Origin of the sequence: Methylobacterium jeotgali (assembly GCF_022179345.1) — a bacterium.
Taxonomy (GTDB): Bacteria; Pseudomonadota; Alphaproteobacteria; order Rhizobiales; family Beijerinckiaceae; genus Methylobacterium; species Methylobacterium jeotgali.
In genome coordinates, this window is record NZ_BPQR01000025.1 from 1 (window position 1) to 18107 (window position 18107).

General features: G+C 71.5%; 9 protein-coding genes. 1 reads left to right on the forward strand and 8 read right to left on the reverse strand.

Annotation, left to right across the window (positions count from 1 at the left end):
- The 5 genes from MFF04_RS07620 to MFF04_RS07640 form a co-directional block, all read right to left on the reverse strand.
- Positions 1 to 6380 (reverse strand): tandem-95 repeat protein (locus MFF04_RS07620; RefSeq protein WP_238274825.1); only part of this gene is annotated, 6380 nt, incomplete at its 3' end.
- A gap of 645 nt (positions 6381 to 7025) precedes the next feature.
- Positions 7026 to 7400 carry a VOC family protein gene (locus tag MFF04_RS07625; protein WP_238274826.1) on the reverse strand — a complete coding sequence of 125 codons (375 nt, stop codon included), beginning with the start codon at positions 7398 to 7400 and terminating at the stop codon, positions 7026 to 7028.
- Positions 7401 to 7512: 112 nt separating this feature from the next.
- Complete coding sequence (locus MFF04_RS07630; RefSeq protein WP_238274827.1) at positions 7513 to 9591, reverse strand: prolyl oligopeptidase family serine peptidase; 2079 nt, start codon at positions 9589 to 9591, stop codon at positions 7513 to 7515.
- Positions 9592 to 9814: 223 nt separating this feature from the next.
- The gene (locus tag MFF04_RS07635) at positions 9815 to 10393 is read right to left on the reverse strand and encodes a TetR/AcrR family transcriptional regulator (RefSeq protein ID WP_238274828.1); all 579 of its coding nucleotides are present in this window, start codon (positions 10391 to 10393) and stop codon (positions 9815 to 9817) included.
- A 141-nt stretch (positions 10394 to 10534) separates the two neighbouring features.
- The gene (locus MFF04_RS07640; RefSeq protein WP_238274829.1) at positions 10535 to 11446 is read right to left on the reverse strand and encodes a LysR family transcriptional regulator; all 912 of its coding nucleotides are present in this window, start codon (positions 11444 to 11446) and stop codon (positions 10535 to 10537) included.
- Between the two features lie 103 nt (positions 11447 to 11549).
- Between MFF04_RS07640 and MFF04_RS07645 the strand changes: the two genes are divergently transcribed.
- Positions 11550 to 12209 (forward strand): L,D-transpeptidase, encoded by a 660-nt coding sequence (locus tag MFF04_RS07645; protein ID WP_238274830.1) that lies wholly within the window; start codon positions 11550 to 11552, stop codon positions 12207 to 12209.
- Between the two features lie 333 nt (positions 12210 to 12542).
- Here MFF04_RS07645 and MFF04_RS07650 read toward each other — a convergent pair whose 3' ends face one another.
- From MFF04_RS07650 to MFF04_RS07660, 3 genes are read right to left on the reverse strand one after another with little or no spacing between them, the layout of a single operon-like run.
- Positions 12543 to 15839 carry an error-prone DNA polymerase gene (locus MFF04_RS07650; protein ID WP_238274831.1) on the reverse strand — a complete coding sequence of 1099 codons (3297 nt, stop codon included), beginning with the start codon at positions 15837 to 15839 and terminating at the stop codon, positions 12543 to 12545.
- 5 nt (positions 15840 to 15844) lie between these two features.
- Positions 15845 to 17359 (reverse strand): DUF6504 family protein, encoded by a 1515-nt coding sequence (locus tag MFF04_RS07655; RefSeq protein ID WP_238274832.1) that lies wholly within the window; start codon positions 17357 to 17359, stop codon positions 15845 to 15847.
- Positions 17271 to 18047, reverse strand: a complete 777-nt coding sequence (locus tag MFF04_RS07660) for an ImuA family protein (RefSeq protein ID WP_238274833.1) — start codon at positions 18045 to 18047, stop codon at positions 17271 to 17273. The genes MFF04_RS07655 and MFF04_RS07660 overlap by 89 nt, the downstream gene beginning before the upstream one ends.
- Positions 18048 to 18107 lie beyond the last annotated feature (60 nt).

Below are 18107 nucleotides of genomic sequence, written 5' to 3' on the forward strand. Positions count from 1 at the left end.
CCGGCCGCGTCCGGCGCCCGGCCTAGCAGCCCGAGATAGAGCTCGACGACCTGGCCCAGCGCCGTGCCGGCATCGTGCACGAGCGTGCCGAACAGGCTCTGGTAGGCCAGCGTGTCGACGGTGACCGCGTTGCCCGTCACGTTCGCCGTGTTGCCGGCGAGGTCGCTGATCGCCAGCGCGCTCGTGACCGTGCCCTTGAAGGCGGACAGGTCGACGGTGAAGCGCCCGTCGGCCGCGACCGTGGCCGTGGCGCTGTGGCTGCCGTCCGTGAAGCTCGCCACCGCCTGCGCGTCCGCGTCGAGACCCGACACCGCGAACGAGACCCGGCCCGCCTCGTACCGGTCGAGCAATCCGTTCGACGTCCCGTCAACGACGAGCGTTGCGCGCACGCCATCGTCGTTCTGGCCGCCAGCGCCGGTCGGATCGGACCCGGCATCGGCCGTCGTATCGAGCACGAAGGAGAAGGTGTCGCTGTCGGTGACGTTGCCGGCCACGTCCGTCGCCCGCACCTGCACGCTGTGGCGGCCGTCCTGGGTGCCGTCGGTCCGGAAGGCCGGCGCCGCCGTCCCGAAGGCACCGCCGTCGATCGCGTAGAGCAGGCTCGTGCCCGCATCCACGGTGTAGACGAGCGCCGGGTTGCTGGTGATGCCGTCCCCGGCCGTGCCCGTGTCGCTCGCCAGCGCGATCCGCGGGACGGAGGGAGCGATCGAGTCGATCGTGAGGGCGAGCGCCGCACTCGCCGCGCCGGTGTTGCCGGCGGCATCGGTCGCCGTGGCGGTGAGGCTGTGGGCGCCGTCCGCGAGGGTTCCGGGCGTGAAGCTCCAGCGTCCGTCCGCCGAGGCCACGGTCTCGCCGAGCCGCACGCCGGCATCGAGCACGGTGACGGTCGCGCCCGCCTCGGCGGTGCCGCTCAGGGTCGGGCTGCGGCTCGCGGTGATCCCGTCGCCCGCGGTTCCGGTGTCCGGCGTGAAGCCGGTGATCGCCGGCGCGTCCGGCGCGACCCGATCCACCGCATGGGCCGTCGAGCCCGTCAGGGTCGCCGGGTTGCCTGCGGCGTCGATCACGTCGCTCGTCCCCGACAGGGCCACCGCCAGCGTGCCCGTCCCGACGATGCCGTTCACAGTGACGACATAGTCTCCGCCCGAGCCGCTGATGCCCGCGATCGTGCCCGCGGCGCTGCCCGTCGCCGTCAGCGCGAGGTCGGACAGGTCCAGGCGCTGCACCGCCTCGCTGAACCGCAGGGTGAAGGTCGTGCTCGCCGCCGCGGCGCTCGCGGCGTCCGCCGTCGCGGCGGCCGTGGGAGCGGTGGTGTCGAGGGTCACGTCGAGGGCGGCCGAGCCGAGGCTGGTGCCGACGCCGGACGTCTGCGTCGCCACGAGGTGGTGCACGCCGTCTCCGCTCAGGGTGACGGCCGCGGAGAAGGTGCCCCCGGCGCCGACGTTCGCCGTCCCGACGACGGCCTCGGCCCCGTCGCGCACGCCGTTATTGTTGGCGTCGTCGAAGATCGAGACCGCGGCGCCCGCCTGACCCGAGCCCGTGACGGTCATGGACGCCTTGTTCGTGAGCTTGTCGCTGCCCGAGATGCCGGTGTCGTCGCCCGCTGCGAGCGCCAGGCCGGTCGGCACGGGCGTGCCGACGGTGATGTCGACGGTGACAGCGTTGGAGGAGGCCAGTCCGTCGCTGGCCCGGTAGGTGAAGCTGTCGGCGCCGACGTAGCCGGCGGCGGGCGTGTAGACGAAGGAGCCGTCGGCGTTGACGGTGAGGATGCCGTGCGCCGGCCCGGTGACCAGCACCGCGGACAGGGTATCGCCGTCGACATCCGTGTCGTTGGCGAGGAGGCCCGTCGCGGCCGGCACGGTCAGGGCCGTGTTCCGGTCGGTCTGGTAGGCCTCGGCCGCGGCGACCGGCGCGTCGTTGACGGAGGCGACGGTGATCGCGACCGTGCCGGTGGGGTTGACCCCCTGCGGGCCGCTCAGGCCGTCGTCGATCGCCACCGCGACCGAGGTGGTGCCGTGGTAGTTCGCCGCCGGGGTGAAGGTCACGGCGGCGAGCAGCGCCGCCACCGCCGCCGGGCTGCCGCTGATCGTGTAGACGCCGCCGACCCCCGGGCCCGCACCGGCAAGGCTGCCGGTCGCGGGATCGGCGAGCGTCAGGGTCGCGGTGACGGTGGCGCTGTCGATATCCGCGACCGTGGGGGCCGTGGTGAAGAGCTTCGTGGCCACCGCGTCCTCGGCGAGGCCGAGCGCCTGCGTCAGCCCCGTGGCGGTCGGCGCGTCGTTGACGGGCGTGACGGTGATCGAGACCGTACCGGCAGGATTGACGCCCTGGGGACCGTTCTGGCCGTCGTCGACCACCACCGCGATCGAGGTGGTGCCGTGGTAGTTCGCGGCCGGTGCGAAGGCGATGGCGGCGAGCGACGCGCTCACCTGCCCCAGGCTGCCGAAGAGGTTGTAGACCCCGCCGGGGCCGCCGGTGAGGCCCGGTCCGGTGAGGCTGCCCGCCGCCGGGTCGGCCAGCGTCAGGGTCGCGAAGACGAAGTTGCCATCGACGTCCGCGATCGTGGGCGCGACGGTGAAGAGCTTCGTGGCCGCCGCGTCCTCGGCGAGGCTGAGTGCCTGCGTCAGGCCCGTGGCGGTCGGCGCGTCGTTGACGGGTGCGACGTTGATCGAGGCCTTGGCGATGCCGCCGCCGAGACCGGCGTCGGCGTTGCTGGTCGAGGCCTGCACGTCGAAGCTGCCGGTGCCGTTGAAGTTCGGCTCGGGCGTGAACTTCAGCCCGGCACTCGCCTGCGCATCGGTGATGAACGTGCCCGCGCTCACGGGGGTGGTGCCGTCGGCGAGGTAGAGCGTGCCGTGCTGGATGTTGGTGATCTTGAACCAGGCGACCTCGCTGCCATCGACCGCGTTGCGGGCGATGACGAGGCCGGCGGTGGTCTGGGCATCCTCGCCGGTGCTGGCCGCGGTGACGCTGGGCGTGTCCGCGACGGGCGCGACGGTGATCGAGACCGTGCCGGTGGGATTGCTGCCCTGCGGGCCGTTCTGGCCGTCGTTGATCGCCACCGCGATCGACGTGGAGCCGTGATAGTTCGCCGCCGGGGTGAAGGTGATCGCGGCGAGCTGCGCGTTCACCTGAGCCACGCTTCCGAAGAGGTTGTAGACCCCGCCGGTGCCGGGAGGGAGGCCGGGCGCGTTGAGGCTGCCCGCCGCCGGGTCAGCGAGGGTCAGGGTCGCGAAGACGAAGGTACTATCGACATCCGCGATCGTGGGCGCGACGGTAAAGAGCTTCGTGGCCGCCGCGTCCTCCGCGAGGCCGAGCACCTGCGTCAAGCCGGTGGCGGTCGGCGCGTCGTTGACGGGTGCGACGGTGATCGAGACCGTGCCGGTGGGGTTGATGCCCTGCGGGCCGTTCTGGCCGTCGCTGATCGCCACGGCGACCGAGGTGAGGCCGTTGTAGTTCGTCGCCGGGGCGAAGACGACGGACTTGAGCGCCGTGGCCACCGCCGCCGGGCTGCCGGTGACGGTGTAGACGCCAGCCGCGCCGGGCGTGGCGTTGATGAGCCTGCCGGCCGCCGGATCGGCGAGCGTCAGGGTCGCGGTGACGACGGCGCTGTCGACGTCCGCGATCGTGAGCGCCCCCGTGAAGAGCGGGGCGACCGAATCTTCGGCGACGATGAGCGCCTGCGTCAGACCGGTGGCGGTCGGCGCGTCATTGACGGGCGCGACCGTGATCGAGACCGTGCCGGTGGGATTGGTGCCCTGAGGGCCGTTCTGGCCGTCGCTGATCGCCACGGCGACCGAGGTGAGGCCGTTGTAGTTCGCCGCCGGGGCGAAGACGACGCCGCTGAGCGCCGCGGCCACGGACGCCGGACTGCCGGTGATGATGTAGACGCCGGCCGCGCCGGGCGTGGCGCCGAGGAGCGTGCCGGCGGCCGGATCGGCGAGCGTCAGGGTCGCGGTGACGGTGGCGCTGTCGACGTCCGCGATCGTGGGGGGCGTCGTGAAGAGCCGGGCGATCGTATCCTCGGCGAGGCCGAGCGTGTTCGAGAGGCCGGTGGCGGTCGGCGCGTCGTTGACGGCCGCGACGGTGACCGACTTGGAGACGGCCGTGGACGCGCCGGATCCGTCGTTGGCGGTGAAGGTGATGGTGCGGGGGCTCGTATCCGGCGTGTCCGAGGTGTCGGTGTAGGTCACGCTGCGCAGGACCGCCTGGAACTGCGCCAGCGTCGCCGTCGCGCCCGACGAGGTGAGCGTGAGCACGCCCGTCGCGCCGTTGTAGGTCCCGACGACGTTGCCGTAGATCGCGGTGCTCATGTTGGCGAAAGCCAGCACGTCCTGGCCGGAGCGGAAGTTGCCCGTGATCGCGACGGTCGCGGAGGCCAGCGTCGTGCTGTCGGGGTCGGTGACGATGATCCCGGGATCGATCGGGACGGCAATCTGCTCGCTCGCCGCGGTGGACCCGCTCGTCGCCGTCAGCACCGGCGGCTGGGTGGCGACGGTGGTGAAGTTGAGCGTCGTGAAGTCGGTGCCGCGGATGCCTGCGTAGACGATACCGTCGCTGTCGACGAAGGCGCCCTGGTCGATCTGGATCGCGTAGCCCGTATTCGCGGCGAGCGCGCCGTGCGCAATGGTGACGGTGCTGCCGGCGATCGAGACCGCGCCGCCGGACACCGCGATGGTCTCCACCACGCTCCGGTCCGCGATCCTGACGATCCGGATGTTGCCGGAGCCCGCGAACACGGCCTCGTCGAAGGTGAGGACGATGCTGGCCGTCCGCGAGATGCCGGTGGCGTTGTCGGTCGGATTCGTGGCGACGAGCGTCGGGGGAGAGCCGTCGCCGCCGGTGTCGCTGCCTTGAATCCAGACCTGCGTGGCGCCGTTGGAACGATCGACGAGATCGACGTCGCCGTCATGGTCGATGTCGACGGCGAAGAGGAAGGAGGAGCTGATCTGCTGGTTCGTGAAGTCGAAGCCGGCGAAGGGAGTGCCGGCGGCGCGGGCATCGGCGAAGTCCTGGAAGGTGCCGTTGCCCAGATTCTGCTTGTAGCCGATGCCGACCCCGGCGACGTTGCCGTTCTGATAGAGAATGTCGACGTCGCCGTCGCCGTCGAAGTCGCCGAACACCATCCGCGAATCGAAGGGGCCCGTGTGCCCGATCGGGTCCGGCAAGATCTTCACGAAGGTGCCGTTGGACTGCTGCTGCCAATACTGGAACGCGTTGTTCGACCGGTCGACGATGTCCACCCGTCCGTCGTTGTTGAGGTCGACGGCGAAGAGGAAGGAGGAGCTGATCTGCTGGTTCGTGAAGTCGAAGCCGGCGAAAGGAGTGCCGGCGGCGCGGGCATCGGCGAAGTCTCGGAAGGTGCCGTTGCCCAGGTTCTGCTTGTAGCCGATGCCGACTCCGGGAGCGTTGCCGTTCTGGTAGAGGATGTCGACGTCGCCGTCGCCGTCGAAGTCGCCGAACACCATCCGCGAATCGAAGAGGCCCGTGTCCCCGATCGGGTCCGGCAGGACCTTCACGAAGGTGCCGTTGGACTGCTGCTGCCAATACTGGAACGCGTTGTTCGACCGATCGACGAGGTCCACCCGTCCGTCGTTGTTGAGGTCGACGGCGAACAGGAAGGAGGAGCTGATCTGCTGGTTCGTGAAGTCGAAGCCGGCGAAGGGAGTGCCGGCGGCGCGGGCATCGGCGAAGTCCCGGAAGGTGCCGTTGCCCAGGTTCTGCTTGTAGCCGATGCCGACTCCGGCGACGTTGCCGTTCTGGTAGAGGATGTCGACGTCGCCGTCGCCGTCGAAGTCGCCGAACACCATCCGCGAATCGAAGGGGCCCGTGTCCCCGATCGTATCTGGCCCCTTCGTGAACTTGACTGCGAGGAGGCTGCGGTAGGACTGCTGCGCCGCAAGGGTGAAGGGCGTGCCCGGCGCGACGGTGCCGACGCCGGCATCGAGCATCCACGAGCCGCCCGCCCCCGCCGCGCCGACGGGATGCGTCGCCGCCGCCACGGCCGCATCGCCCAGCGCCCGCGAGAGGAACGCCAGGAACTGACGACCCTCCGTGCCGCTCGCCAGATCGCATGCATAAACTCTCACCGCGCCTGCGGGAGCGAGAGCCGCACCGATCTCCGCCAGGACGGCGGCGTGGGTTGCCAGACCCTCCGCGTCGAGAGCGTGCGCGCCGAACTCGAGCGCGCCGGGGCGGCCGTGGGCCACGAGCGAGAGGTCCGTCAGGCCCGACAGGAGCTCGCGATCGATGATCTCGGCCACCTGGCGCAGACCATCACGGGCGGGGTCGATCACGAAACCCTGGGCGCCTGGACGAAGCCCGTCGAGGAGCCGCGCGAGCTCGGGTGCGCGCGGATCGAAGAAGACGACGGACGTGCTCATGCTGTTTCCCCCTGCAGCGCTCGGATCGAGATCCGTTCGCCGTCCCTGCGATCGGAGGCCGTCTGCCAGCTCGATCGCAGGCGATCAGGAAATTCCCGCCCGCACTCGTCTCCGCAGAACAGTCGCCTTCGAACCTTACGCCGCATGTTAAGAATTGTTTAACCGGATTTTGCAAGCGGCCTGCGCCTAAATTCAGTACTCCAGGGGCGCGGCATGCCCTTCAATCGAATATTAAGCATAACGAGGGGACGGGATCGGAACTCACGCCGCTCGGGATTGCCGATCCGTTTCGATTGTCGATCGGCCGTTCATCGAGGCAGGCCTCTCTCAGTAATCTGAAGCGCTCGCAAGTATCTATCGAAGAGACGGCGATGCCTGCTCTATTGCTCCGAGTGCAATTTTGTTCTTTGGGAGACGAGGCTGCGAGGTGCGGCAGCCACATGGGCCACCGCAGTGACCTTGAGATGTCAGCCTGCTCTCACATGCAGGGGGCGGCCCTCGCGCCGTGTGCGGGCGCGGATCGCAACCACGGACATCCGCAAGGTCTGCTTGCGGGCGGGTTGGCCGATACGAGCGACTGGTTCGGCCGAAAACCGCCAGTCGGGTCTGGAAGATTGGCGGCTCGACGAGCGTGCCGGCCCTCGGTCACTTCGTGGGCTTGGAGCGCGCCGTCAGCTTGTTTCCGTCCGGATCGCGAAGGTAGGCGACGAAGGACCCATTGGGGCGCTCGGCGGGCGGGGTCTCGATCGCGGTCCCGCCGTGCGTGGCGCCGGCCTCGTGCCATGCGCGAACATGATCCGGGCTCTCGGCGGCAATGCCGATGGTCCCACCGTTGGCCGCCGTCGCCGGCTGTCCGTTGATCGGCTTGGTGACCATCAGACGACCGCCCTCGTGCGTGTAGATCAGCCTGCCCCTGGCATCCAGCTTGCCCGATCGGCCTCCCAAGGCCGCGAATGTGGCGTCATAGAAGAGCTTGGCCCGGTCGAGATCGTTACTGCCGATCATCACGTGCGTGAACATGTCCGCTCCGCTGCGGGGTGACGGGTCACGATCGTATCACAAATTCCCGACGCGGGGCCGTCCCGGTCGACGAGCCGTGAGGATCGCGAGGCAGGACGGAGCGCAACTCCTGTCATCGCAATGCAGATTCGGGGGCTTTCACCGCCAGCCCGGTCCAGCGGGCGGCGAACGCCCAGAGGTCCACGACCTCCTCGATGACTTTATCGGTCGGCTTACCGGCACCGTGACCCGCCCGGGCCTCGACCCGCAGCAGGCGTGGCCGTGGCCCGAGGTCGGCGGCCTGCAGTGCCGCGACGTACTTGAAGGAATGGCCCGGGACGACGCGGTCGTCCGTGTCTGCGGTCGTCGCGAGGATCGCCGGATAGCGCTCTCCCGCCCGGATGTTGTGCAGGGGCGAGTAGGCGACGAGGTCGTGGAAATCCGCCTCCACGGCCGGGTCGCCGAAGTCCCGCATCCAGTACCGCCCGCCGGTGAAGCGGTCGAAGCGCAGCATGTCCATCACGCCGACGTCGGGCAGTGCCGCCGCGAACAGGTCCGGACGCTGGTTGACCACGGCGCCGACCAGGAGCCCGCCGTTGGAGCCGCCCTGGATCGCCAGGCCGTCCGGCGCGGCGATGCCCTCGGCCTTGAGGTACTCGGCCGCGGCGATGAAGTCGTCGAAGGCGGTCTGCTTGTTCGCGAGCCGGCCGGCGTCGTGCCAGGACCTGCCGTACTCGCCGCCGCCGCGGATGTTGGCCACCGCGAAGACGCCGCCCTGCTCCACCCAGGCGATCCGCTCGGGCGCGTAGTAGGGCACCATGCTGATCCCGAAGCCGCCGTAGCCATAGAGCAGGGTCGGCGCCGAGCCGACGACGTCCCTGCGCCGGACCACGAACAGCGGCACGCGCGTCCCGTCCTTCGAGGCGTAGAAGCGCCGCTCGACGACGATGCCGGCAAGATCGGCGGCGGCCTTCGGCCTCGCCCAGACCATGGTGGCGTTGCGGGCGACCTCGTAGCGCAGGATGGTGGTGGGCGTGTCGTAGCTGGTGAAGACGAAGAAGACCTCGTCATCCTCTGCGCGGCCGTGAAAGCCGCCGGCGGTGCCGGGGCCGGGAAGGTCCACGACGCCGTCGGGCGTGCCGTCGAGGCGACGGCGCTCGATCCACGTCCCGGCGTCCACCAGATACGCCAGCAGCAGGCGCCCGCCGACGAGCGCCCCGTCGTTCAGCACCGCCATCGTCTCCGCAACGAGATCCTCGAACGCGGGCTCGGGGTCGGCGAGGTCGAGCGTCACGACCTTGCCGCGCTGGGCGCCGTCGCGCGTCATCAGGAACAGCTTCGTCCCGACGTTGCCGATCACGGCCCAGAGGTCGTCGAGCCCCGCCGCCACGGTCCGCGACGCCCAAGCCGGGTTGTCCAGGTCGAGGACGGTTAGGGCGTTGCCACCCGAGCCGGCCGAGGAGACGATGACGGCATAGCGGCCGTCCTCGGTCACGTCGGCGAAGTGCAGTAGGTGCGGCCGGTCCGGCGTGGCATGGACCAGCCGGTCCTGCGACTGGGGCGTCCCGAGCTTGTGGAAGTGGACGGCGTGACCCTGCACCGGGGCCTCGAACGTCGTGTCCGTCCCAGCCTCGGGGAAGCGCGAGTAGAAGAAGCCCGAGCCGTCCTTCGCCCAGGCCATGGTCGAGAACCTGACCCGGACGAGCTCGTCCTGGAGGAACTCCCCGGTCTCCACGTCGAGGACGCGGACCGAGCGCCAGTCGCTGCCGCCGTCCTGCACGGCGAAGGCGAGGTGCGCCCCATCCTGCGAGGCTGCCCACTCGCCCAGCGCCGCCGCGCCGTCCTCGGACCACTGGTTCGGGTCGAGAAGGACGCGATCCTGCCCGGCCCCTTCCTTGCCCTCGCCCTCGCGGACGACGAGGACGGCTTGCGCGTCGAGGCCGGAGTTGCGGGTGAAGAAGGTGCGGTTGCCCCGCTTCCTCGGCACGCTCAGGCGCTCGTGGTCGAAGAGCGCGGTCAGGCGCTGCCGGAAGGTGTCGCGTCCAGGCAGCCCGACCAAGTAGCCGCGGGCGAGGCCGTCCTGGGCGCGGGCCCAGCTGGCGACCTCCGGGTCGCGGCGCAGGTCGTTCTCGAGCCAGCGGTACGGATCGGCGATCCGCGTGCCGAACCTGTCCTCTGCGATCGCGTCTCGGCGGGTGTCGGGATACTTCATGGGCGTCTCCTGGTGGGCAAAGGCGAGGGCGAGAAGCAGGGACAGGGCAAGGCCTGCCGTCGGCGCAATGAGGATGGTGCGCCGCGGCCGGGCCGACCGACCCTGGGGTCCGGTCCCGCGCGGGCAGCCGTCGGCGATCCCAGGGAGCCGAGCTGGGCCGTTCGCTATCCTCGTGTCGCCGTTGCTTTGGGGGCGGTGCCTCACCCGCTCCGGCGGCGAGACTTCACTCGACCGGGTCGCAGATCGGCAGGGTGCTCGCCGTCCGGATCGCACCGGCGACCCGGTCGGCGATCTCGTTCAGCGTGAAGGCCCGGCCGTCGTTGATCGCGGCCGCGCTGACCTCTTCGTCGACGACGCGAAGCGCGGCCATCGCCGCGGCGGCGCAGAGCCTGACCTCAAAGGCGCCGGCCGGCCGGCCGGATCGCGCGGCGACGACCTCGACGAACGCCGCCTCGGCCGCAGCGCACGCCATGAGCCAGGCCGACCGCAGCGCCGGCTCCTTCGGCAGGAGCGCGACGATGCGCGCGGCGGCGACGCCGTCGCGGACCGCCTGCTCGCCTTCGACGTACGAGCCGAGCGCGGCGCGCAGATACTCCTCGATGGATGCATCCGGCGGCCATTCCCGCAGCATGGCGACGAACCTGAGCTCGGTCGCCAGCAGCAGCGGCTCGACGCAGGCCTCCTTGGAGCGGAAGTAGCGCCAGACCGTCCGCTTGGAGAGGCCGGACGCCTCGGCGATGGCCTCGCCGCTGGTGCCGTCGACGCCGTGCCGCCAGAACAGGTCGGCCGCGTGGCGCGACACCGCGAGCCGCGCCTCCTCCGTCCTCGACCGTTCAATGGCACCCTCCCTGTCACTCAGCGCCAAATCATATGTCACTGAGTGACAGAGCTTGCAAGGGCGTTCGAAGCGGGACGCGCCTCCGCGAAGGAGCGGTGGATCGTACTACGTGGTCTGGCTGATTCCCTCGATTGCGCGGATGCGAGGCACGGCGAAGTCGGTGAACGCCCGCACGGCTGGCCGCATGTGGCGCACCGAGGGAAAGACCAGGGACGCCTCCGTCGCGCGGATCGCATGGTTCGGTAGCACGCGCACCAGCCGGCCCTCGGCGAGGTCCTCGGCGACCAGCAGGTGCTGAACCGGTCCCATGACGCGGCCCGCGCGCAGCGCCGCGACCAGCACCTCGGCGTTGTTCGTGCGCAGCACCGGGCGGATGGGAACGGTCACGGTCTCGCCGCCATGCTGGAGCGCGAGCGCGTCGCCCCCGGTGGCCGCCGAGGCGATCGCCACGAACTCGGCCCCGGCCAGCTGCTCGGGCGCCTCGATCCCGCCGATCCGCTCCAGGTAGGCCGGCGCGGCGGCGAGGATGCGGCGCGACCAGCCCAGGCGCCTCACGACGAGGTTCTGCCCCTCCGGCCGGCCGTAGCGCAGTGCGAGGTCGTAGTCCTCGTGGATGAGGTCGACCACCCGCTCCTCCAGCACGAGATCGACCGTCACCCGCGGATGACGGGCCCGAAAATCGGCGACGATCGGGTGCAGGTGCTTCGCCCCGATGCAGGTCGGCGCGTGCAGGCGCAGCCGCCCCTCGACCTCGGCTCCCTCGGTGCGCGCATCCTCCAGGGCCGCGTCGATGGCCGAGAGCGCCGGCCGGCTGGTCTCGTAGAGCCGCCGGCCCTGTGGCGTCGGCCGCACGAGGCGTGCGGAGCGCTCCAGCAGCCGCGCCCCGACATGGGCCTCCAGGTTGCGCAGGTGCTTGCTGATCGCGGGCTGCGAGACGGCGAGGTCGCGCGCCGCCGCCGTCATCGAGCCGCGCTCGACGGTGCGCTGGAAGGCGCGAAGCGCAAGAGCGAGATCCATCAATGCCATCCGGTTATGGGTCCGATCACCCCATCACCGATGGACGGGGCGGAAGCATGGCGGTTTCCTGTGCGCCTTCTCGGATGGATGGATCACCTCACCGATGCACCTCACTCGCCGCAGCCTGCTCGCGAGCACCCCCTTGTTCCTCGCCGGCTGTGTCACGCATGAGCCGCCGCAGCCGGTCGCCGATCTGCGTCCGCCGGTCGATCCCGGCCACTTGGCGATGTACGCCGCGCTCGACGACGAGCCGTTCCCGGTGCCGGCGGTCGACCTCGGCGGGATCGACCCGCGCTTCCTGCGCCGCGAGGTCGCGTACGCCACTCCGGAGCCCCCCGGCACCATCGTGGTCGATCCGACCGCGCGCTACGCCTACCTCGTGCGTGAGGGCGGACGGGCCATCCGCTACGGAGTGGGGGTGGGCAAGGAGGAGGCCTTCAACTTCCGCGGCGAGGCGGTCGTCGCCCGCAAGGCCGCGTGGCCGCGCTGGACGCCGACCCCGGCGATGGTGCGGCGCGAGCCGGAGCGCTACGGCCCCGTGGCCGGCGGCCTGCCGGGCGGACCGGGCAACCCGCTCGGGCCCCGCGCCCTCTACCTCTACCGGAACGGACAGGACACGCTGTATCGGCTGCACGGCACGACGGAGCCGGGGACCATCGGAACGATGGTGTCCTCGGGCTGCGTGCGACTGCTCAACCAGGACATCATCGACCTCCACCGTCGCGTGCCCACGGGAACGCGCGCCGTCGTCCTGGGGAGCTAGCAGCACCTGGGCACCCGTTTTCTGAGGAGTGCCACCATCTCAGATCCCTAAGCCTGGACAGTATGTTGCGCTGAGCCGGCCGTGCTACGGATGCGGTATTGGCTTGTCCGCCCCGTGAAGCGCAACGACTCCTCCATCCCTCAGTTCAGCCAGCGCATCCCCGCCGACATGCGCCACCTTGCGGTGGACCGAACCCTCATCGCGCCGCTCGGCGACGATCTCCTCAGGCTTGGGCCGCTTCCTCGACATCGATCCGTCCTCCTGGCTCAAACGCCAGACCAAAGGGCAGACTGCTCCCGTGGGGGCGGATCGGCCGGTGCTATAGACTCCATCCTATCGAAAATTTCGAGTTGGTACCTTGATGCTCAAGCTGTTGGATGGGTCATGTATGGGGGGATGGAGCGGCCGTGTTGGGGAAGCTTCAGAACTGCGCTGGTTCAAGTTGATCTTCCGCACTGAATCATCTCGGTTCTCTCCAGAGACGGTCTTTCCGTCCTCGCGCTCGCCGACCCGCCGCAGCCAGGCGCTGAGATCGACGAGGCGCTCGGCGACGACGTGCACGACGAGGCCCTGGCGCTGCACGCGGCCCCGTACGCCGATCAGCCCGGCGGTGAGGATCAGGCGGCGGTTGGCCTCGTACACCCGCGGCCAGACGATGAGGTTGGCGATCCCGGTCTCGTCCTCCAGGGTGATGAACATCGTGCCCTTGGCCGAGCCCGGTCTCTGGCGCATCAGCACCAGCCCGGCGAGGGTGACGGCTCGGCCGGAGCGGGCGGTCGCGAGCACGCCGCAGGGCCGGTAGCCCCGCGCATCGAGATCGCCGCGCAGGAAGGCGAGCGGGTGCCCGCGCAGGCTCAGGCCCGTGGCGCAGTAGTCTTCCGCCACCGCCCGGCCCGCCTTCATCGGTTCCAGTGCGACGGGAGGCTCGACGACCTCCGGGTGCAAGGTCCCCTCGCGGGCGTCCGTGGCCGCGAACAGGTCGAGGGGACGCTCGGCGAGCCCGCGGATCGCCCAGAGCGCCGCGCGGCGGTCGAGGCCGAGGCCTCGGAACGCGTCCGCCGCCGCGAGCCGGCGCAGGGTACGCGCCGGCAGCCCGGTGCGCCGCCACAGCGCGTCGAGGCCGCTGTAGCCTCCCGAGGGGCGTACCGCAGCAAGGCGGGTGCCGTCGTCCTCGGAGAGACCCTGGACCATGCGCAGCCCCTGGCGCACGGCGAGCCGGGGTCCGCCGGCCGGCTCCAGGGTGCAGTCCCACCGGGAAGCGTTCACGCAGACCGGCCGCACCGGCACGCCGTGGTCGAGGGCGTCGCGCACGAGTTGGGCGGGAGCGTAGAAGCCCATGGGCTGCGCGTTGAGGATGGCGCAGGCGAACACGTCCGGGTGGTGGCACTTCAGCCAGGACGAGGCGTAGGCGAGCCGGGCGAAGGAGGCGGCGTGGCTCTCCGGGAAGCCGTAGGAGCCGAAGCCTTCGAGCTGCCGGAAGGTCCGCTCGGCGAAGTCCGCATCGTAGCCGTTGCGGACCATGCCGGAGATGAGCTTCTCGCTGAACTTCGAGACGCCTCCCGTGGCCTTGAACGTCGCCATGGACCGGCGCAGTTGGTCGGCCTCGGCCGGCGTGAAGCCGGCTCCGACGATGGCCACGCGCATCGCCTGCTCCTGGAAGAGAGGCACGCCGAGGGTCTTCTCCAACACCCCCCGCAGAGCCTCGCTCGGATAGGTCACGTCGGCGCGGTTCGCGCGGCGGCGGAGATACGGGTGGACCATGTCGCCCTGGATCGGGCCGGGACGCACGATGGCGATCTGGATGGCGAGATCGTACAGGTTGTCCGGCTGCATCCGCGGCAGCATCGCCATCTGGGCGCGGCTCTCGATCTGGAAGACGCCGATCGTGTCGGCCCGGCACATCATCGCGTAGGTCGCCTCATCGCCGGGGGGGATCGTCGCGAGATCGCGCGGCACATCCGGCCGGTGGATGGCGAGCAGCCCGAAGGCCCGGCGCAGGCAGCCGAGCATGCCGAGGCCGAGCACGTCGACCTTCATGAAGCCGAGCGCGTCGATGTCGTCCTTGTCCCATTCGAGCGTCTGCCGGTCGGCCATGGTGGCGGGCACCACGGGGCAGAGCTCGTCGAGACGGGTCAGGGTCAGCACGAAGCCGCCGGGATGCTGGCCGAGATGGCGCGGCGTTCCGATGAGCTGACGGGCGAGGTCGAGGGCGAGCCGCAGACGGCGGTCGTCGAGGTTGAGACCGAGCTCCCGCGCATGCGTCTCGCCGATCCCCTCCCGCGACCAGCCCCGGACGAGGCCGGCGAGCGCGCCGGTCACGTCCTCGGGGAGGCCGAGCGCCCTGCCGACCTCGCGCATCGCCCCGCGGGGGCCGTAGCGGATCACCGTGGCGCACAGCGCCGCCCGGTGGCGGCCGTAGGTCTCGTAGACCCACTGGATCACCTCCTCGCGGCGCTCGTGCTCGAAGTCGACGTCGATGTCGGGGGGCTCGCCGCGGCTCTCGGAGATGAAGCGCTCGAACAGCAGGCCCTCGGCGATGGGATCGATCGAGGTGATGCCGAGGACGTAGCAGACCGCCGAGTTCGCCGCCGAGCCTCGTCCCTGGCAGAGGATGCCCTGGCTCCTGGCGAAGCGCACGATGCTGTCGACGGTGAGGAAGTAGGGCGCGTAGGCGAGCCGCCCGATCAGGGTCAGCTCGTGCCGGAGCTGCGCGGAGACCGTGTCGGGCGGTCCGCTGGGGTAGCGCTCGGCCGCTCCTGCCCAAACCAGCGTCTCGAGCCGGTCCTGCGCGGAGGTGCCATCGGCGGCCTCCTCGGTCGGGTAGCTGTAGGTGAGTTCGTCGAGGGAGAAGCGGCAGCGGGCGAGAACCTCGGCCGTGCGGGCGAGCGCCTCCGGGTGGCGGGCCATCAGCCGCGCGGCCTCGGCCGGCGCCACGAGATGGCGCCCGGCATGGCTCTCGCGGTCGTGCCCGAGGCGGTCGACACTCACACCAAGCCGGATCGCGGCGACGACGTCCTGGAGGGGCCGGCGGCCGGGCTCGTGGTAGAGCACATCGCCGACCGCCAGCGTCGGCATCCGCGCGGCGCGGGCCCTCTCCGCGACCGCGTCGAGGCGCAGGGCGTCGTTCGGCCGGTAGCGGCGGGTCAGGGCGCAGTAGGCCCGGTCGCCGAACAGGCTCTTGAGGCGTGCGAGGTCGCCGGCAAGCGCGTCGTCGGGCCGGTCTGCGAGCAGCACGGCGAGGAGGCCCTCGCCCCATTCGGCGAGGTCCGCCCAGTGCAGCCGGCAGCCGGTCTTGCCGAGCCCTTCCGCCCCGGCACGGGCCTTGCCGAGGCTGAGCAGACGGCACAGCCGCCCGTATCCGGCCCGGTCTAAGGGGTAGACCAGCAGTGCCGGCGCGCCGGGCTCGTCGAGGTCGAGACGGCAGCCGACGAGGAGGCGCAAGCCCGTGGTGCGGGCCGCTTCGTGGGCCTGAACGATGCCGGCGAGGGAGGCCCGGTCGGTCACGGCAAGCGCCGTATGGCCGAGGAGTGCGGCGGTCGCGAACAGCTCCTGCGGCGAGGAGGCCCCGCGCAGGAAGGAGAAGTGGGTGGTGACCTGCAGCTCGGTGTAGGCCGGTCCGGGGGAGCCCATGCGGGTCAGGCCTCGCCGAGCCCGTGCAGCCACCAGCGGCCGCCTTCGGTCGCCGGGGCGTCGCGGAACAGCCAGAAGCGGTCTCCGGCGACCGTCTCGACCCGGTAGTAGTCCCGCACCAGCCCGGCCTCGGCCTCCGAGCGCCACCACTCGCCGTGGACGCGCTCGGGCCCGTCGGCCCGGGCGATGCGCAGGCGGCGGCCTCGCCAGACCACGAGGGCCGGCGGATGGTCCGGGGCGAGCGCGGTCACGGCGACGGGCTCGGGCGGGGCGAGCAGGCGGGCGGGCCGCGGCAGATCGGCGGGCCAGGACGCTTCCACGCCCGCCAGCGGATCGATCCGCCGCACCGCGCGCTCCGGCAGGGCGCTCGCCCTGGGAGCGAGGCGGTAGACCCGGCCCCGTCCGAGCCGCGCCCCGAGCCGGTCGACGAGTTCGGCGAGACCGCTCTCCGCGGGCTCCTCCGCAAGGTCGCCGAGGTCGGCTTGCGCGGCGTCGAACCACTCGGTGCGGGTGGCGCAGAGCACCGCCTCGTCGATGCCGAAGCCGGGGTCGACCAGCGCCAGCCGCTCGGCGAGCAGCGCCACGAGATGGCGCACGGTGCGCGACGGTCGGATGGTCGCCACCCGCAGGCTCCGGCTGAGACCGTCGACCCGGCGGAACACGAGGTCGATCCGACGCGCGCCGATCCCCCGCCGTTCCAGCTCGGCGCAGAGGTCCGTGAGAAGATGCTCGGTCACGCGGGCGAGCGTCTCGGGGGCGCCGATCGGATCGGCGAAGACGAGGCGCGCCATCGGCGCCTCCGGCCAGTCGAGATAGACGAGAGGCTCGAGCGCATGACCAAGGGCCTGATCGAGGCGCAGCCCGGGTTCGGGACCGAAGCGTAGACGCAGCGGCGCCCGCGGCATCTGCGTGAGCTGACCGATCCGCTCGATGCCGAGCTGCGCGAGACCGTCCGCGCTCTCGATGGCCAGGCGCAGGGCCTGTACCGGCAGGTCCACCAGCGCCGCGGCGTGCCCGCCCGGTGGCACCACGGGCTCGTGGGGCAGGAAGCGCGCCACGGCCCAGGCGGCACCGGGCGTGTCGGCGACGCCCGCACTGGCCGAGAGCGCCCGCTGCGCGAGGCGGGTGAGCAGGTCCTCGACCAGGCCGTCCTCGTCCCCGAACAGGTGGGCTGCCCCGGCGACCTCGATCCAGAGCCCGTCCGGCGGGTCGAGGGCGACGAGGGGCGCGTAGCGGCGCAGGCACCAAACCCCGAGCTGTTCGAGGGCCACCGCGTCCGCGTCCGGGTCGGCCTCGACGACGGCGAGGCCGGGCACGGCGGCCTGCGCGTGGGCGACCGCCATGCCGGGGCGCAGCCCCAGCCGGCGCGCGGCTTGGTCGACGGCGGCGAGCACGCGCTTGTTCCCGGTCTGATCGGCCACGACGAGGGGGCTATCCCAGCCCGGCGCGCGCGCGGGGTGGCGCCGCCGCCAGAGGTCGGTCGGCCAGTTCGGCAGGAAGACGGAGACGACCCGTCGCATCAGGCGCGTCCAGGATCCAGGAACGGGGGGCATCCGCACCGCGGGCGCGGGTCAGCTCGACGAGCCAGCGGGCTCGGGGCAGGCCGGGGAGCGGCGGCCCGGTTCCCGGTTGCGGCGAGACCCTCCAGCGGGTCAGCGCGGCGCCGGGCTCGGCGGCGGCTCCCTCGCGCTCGACGGCCAGGCGATGCCTGCGGATGGCGATGACGAGGACGCCCGAGCGCTCGGCCCCGAGCTGCAGGCGGCGGGAGGCGGTGAGCCCGAGGCGGCCGACCTCGCCGACGACGGCCGCGAGCCCTTTCGCCCGCAGCCCCTCCTCCATGGCCGGCAGCACCGCGGTCTCAGATCCGGTCTCCGCGAAGATGATCCGGTCCGGGCAGAGCCCGACGCCGGCCAGCGCCGGGGCGAACAGGTCGCGGCCGCGCAAGCACCAGAGCACCGACCCGTGCAGGCGGGCGAGGACCGCCGCCGCGAACAGGGCGGCGAGCGCCGCGTGCTCGGCCGAGACCCCGGCTTCCCCGACCTCGTGCAGGGCGCCGCGACGCAGGCCGCCGCCGGGAAGCTGCGCGTCGAGCGCGGCAATGCCGAAGGGCAGCGCAGGCGATCGCGCGACACCGCCCCGAGCCAGGGCATCGATCTGCCGTCGCAGCCCGGCCATCCGGTCGTCGCGCCCGTTCGCGGCTTCCGGCATGGCCGTGGCGCTCCGTGAGATTGGCTTATGTTCCTATTTTGTTCTTATGCGGAACCGAGT

Coding starts and splice junctions, on each gene's coding strand:
- MFF04_RS07625 (WP_238274826.1), bottom strand. CDS start 7,400: ATGTTCACGCACGTGATGATCGGCAGTAACGATCTCGACCGGGCCAAG.
- MFF04_RS07630 (WP_238274827.1), bottom strand. CDS start 9,591: ATGAAGTATCCCGACACCCGCCGAGACGCGATCGCAGAGGACAGGTTC.
- MFF04_RS07640 (WP_238274829.1), bottom strand. CDS start 11,446: ATGGATCTCGCTCTTGCGCTTCGCGCCTTCCAGCGCACCGTCGAGCGC.
- MFF04_RS07645 (WP_238274830.1), top strand. CDS start 11,550: ATGCACCTCACTCGCCGCAGCCTGCTCGCGAGCACCCCCTTGTTCCTC.
- MFF04_RS07650 (WP_238274831.1), bottom strand. CDS start 15,839: ATGGGCTCCCCCGGACCGGCCTACACCGAGCTGCAGGTCACCACCCAC.
- MFF04_RS07655 (WP_238274832.1), bottom strand. CDS start 17,359: ATGCGACGGGTCGTCTCCGTCTTCCTGCCGAACTGGCCGACCGACCTC.
- MFF04_RS07660 (WP_238274833.1), bottom strand. CDS start 18,047: ATGCCGGAAGCCGCGAACGGGCGCGACGACCGGATGGCCGGGCTGCGA.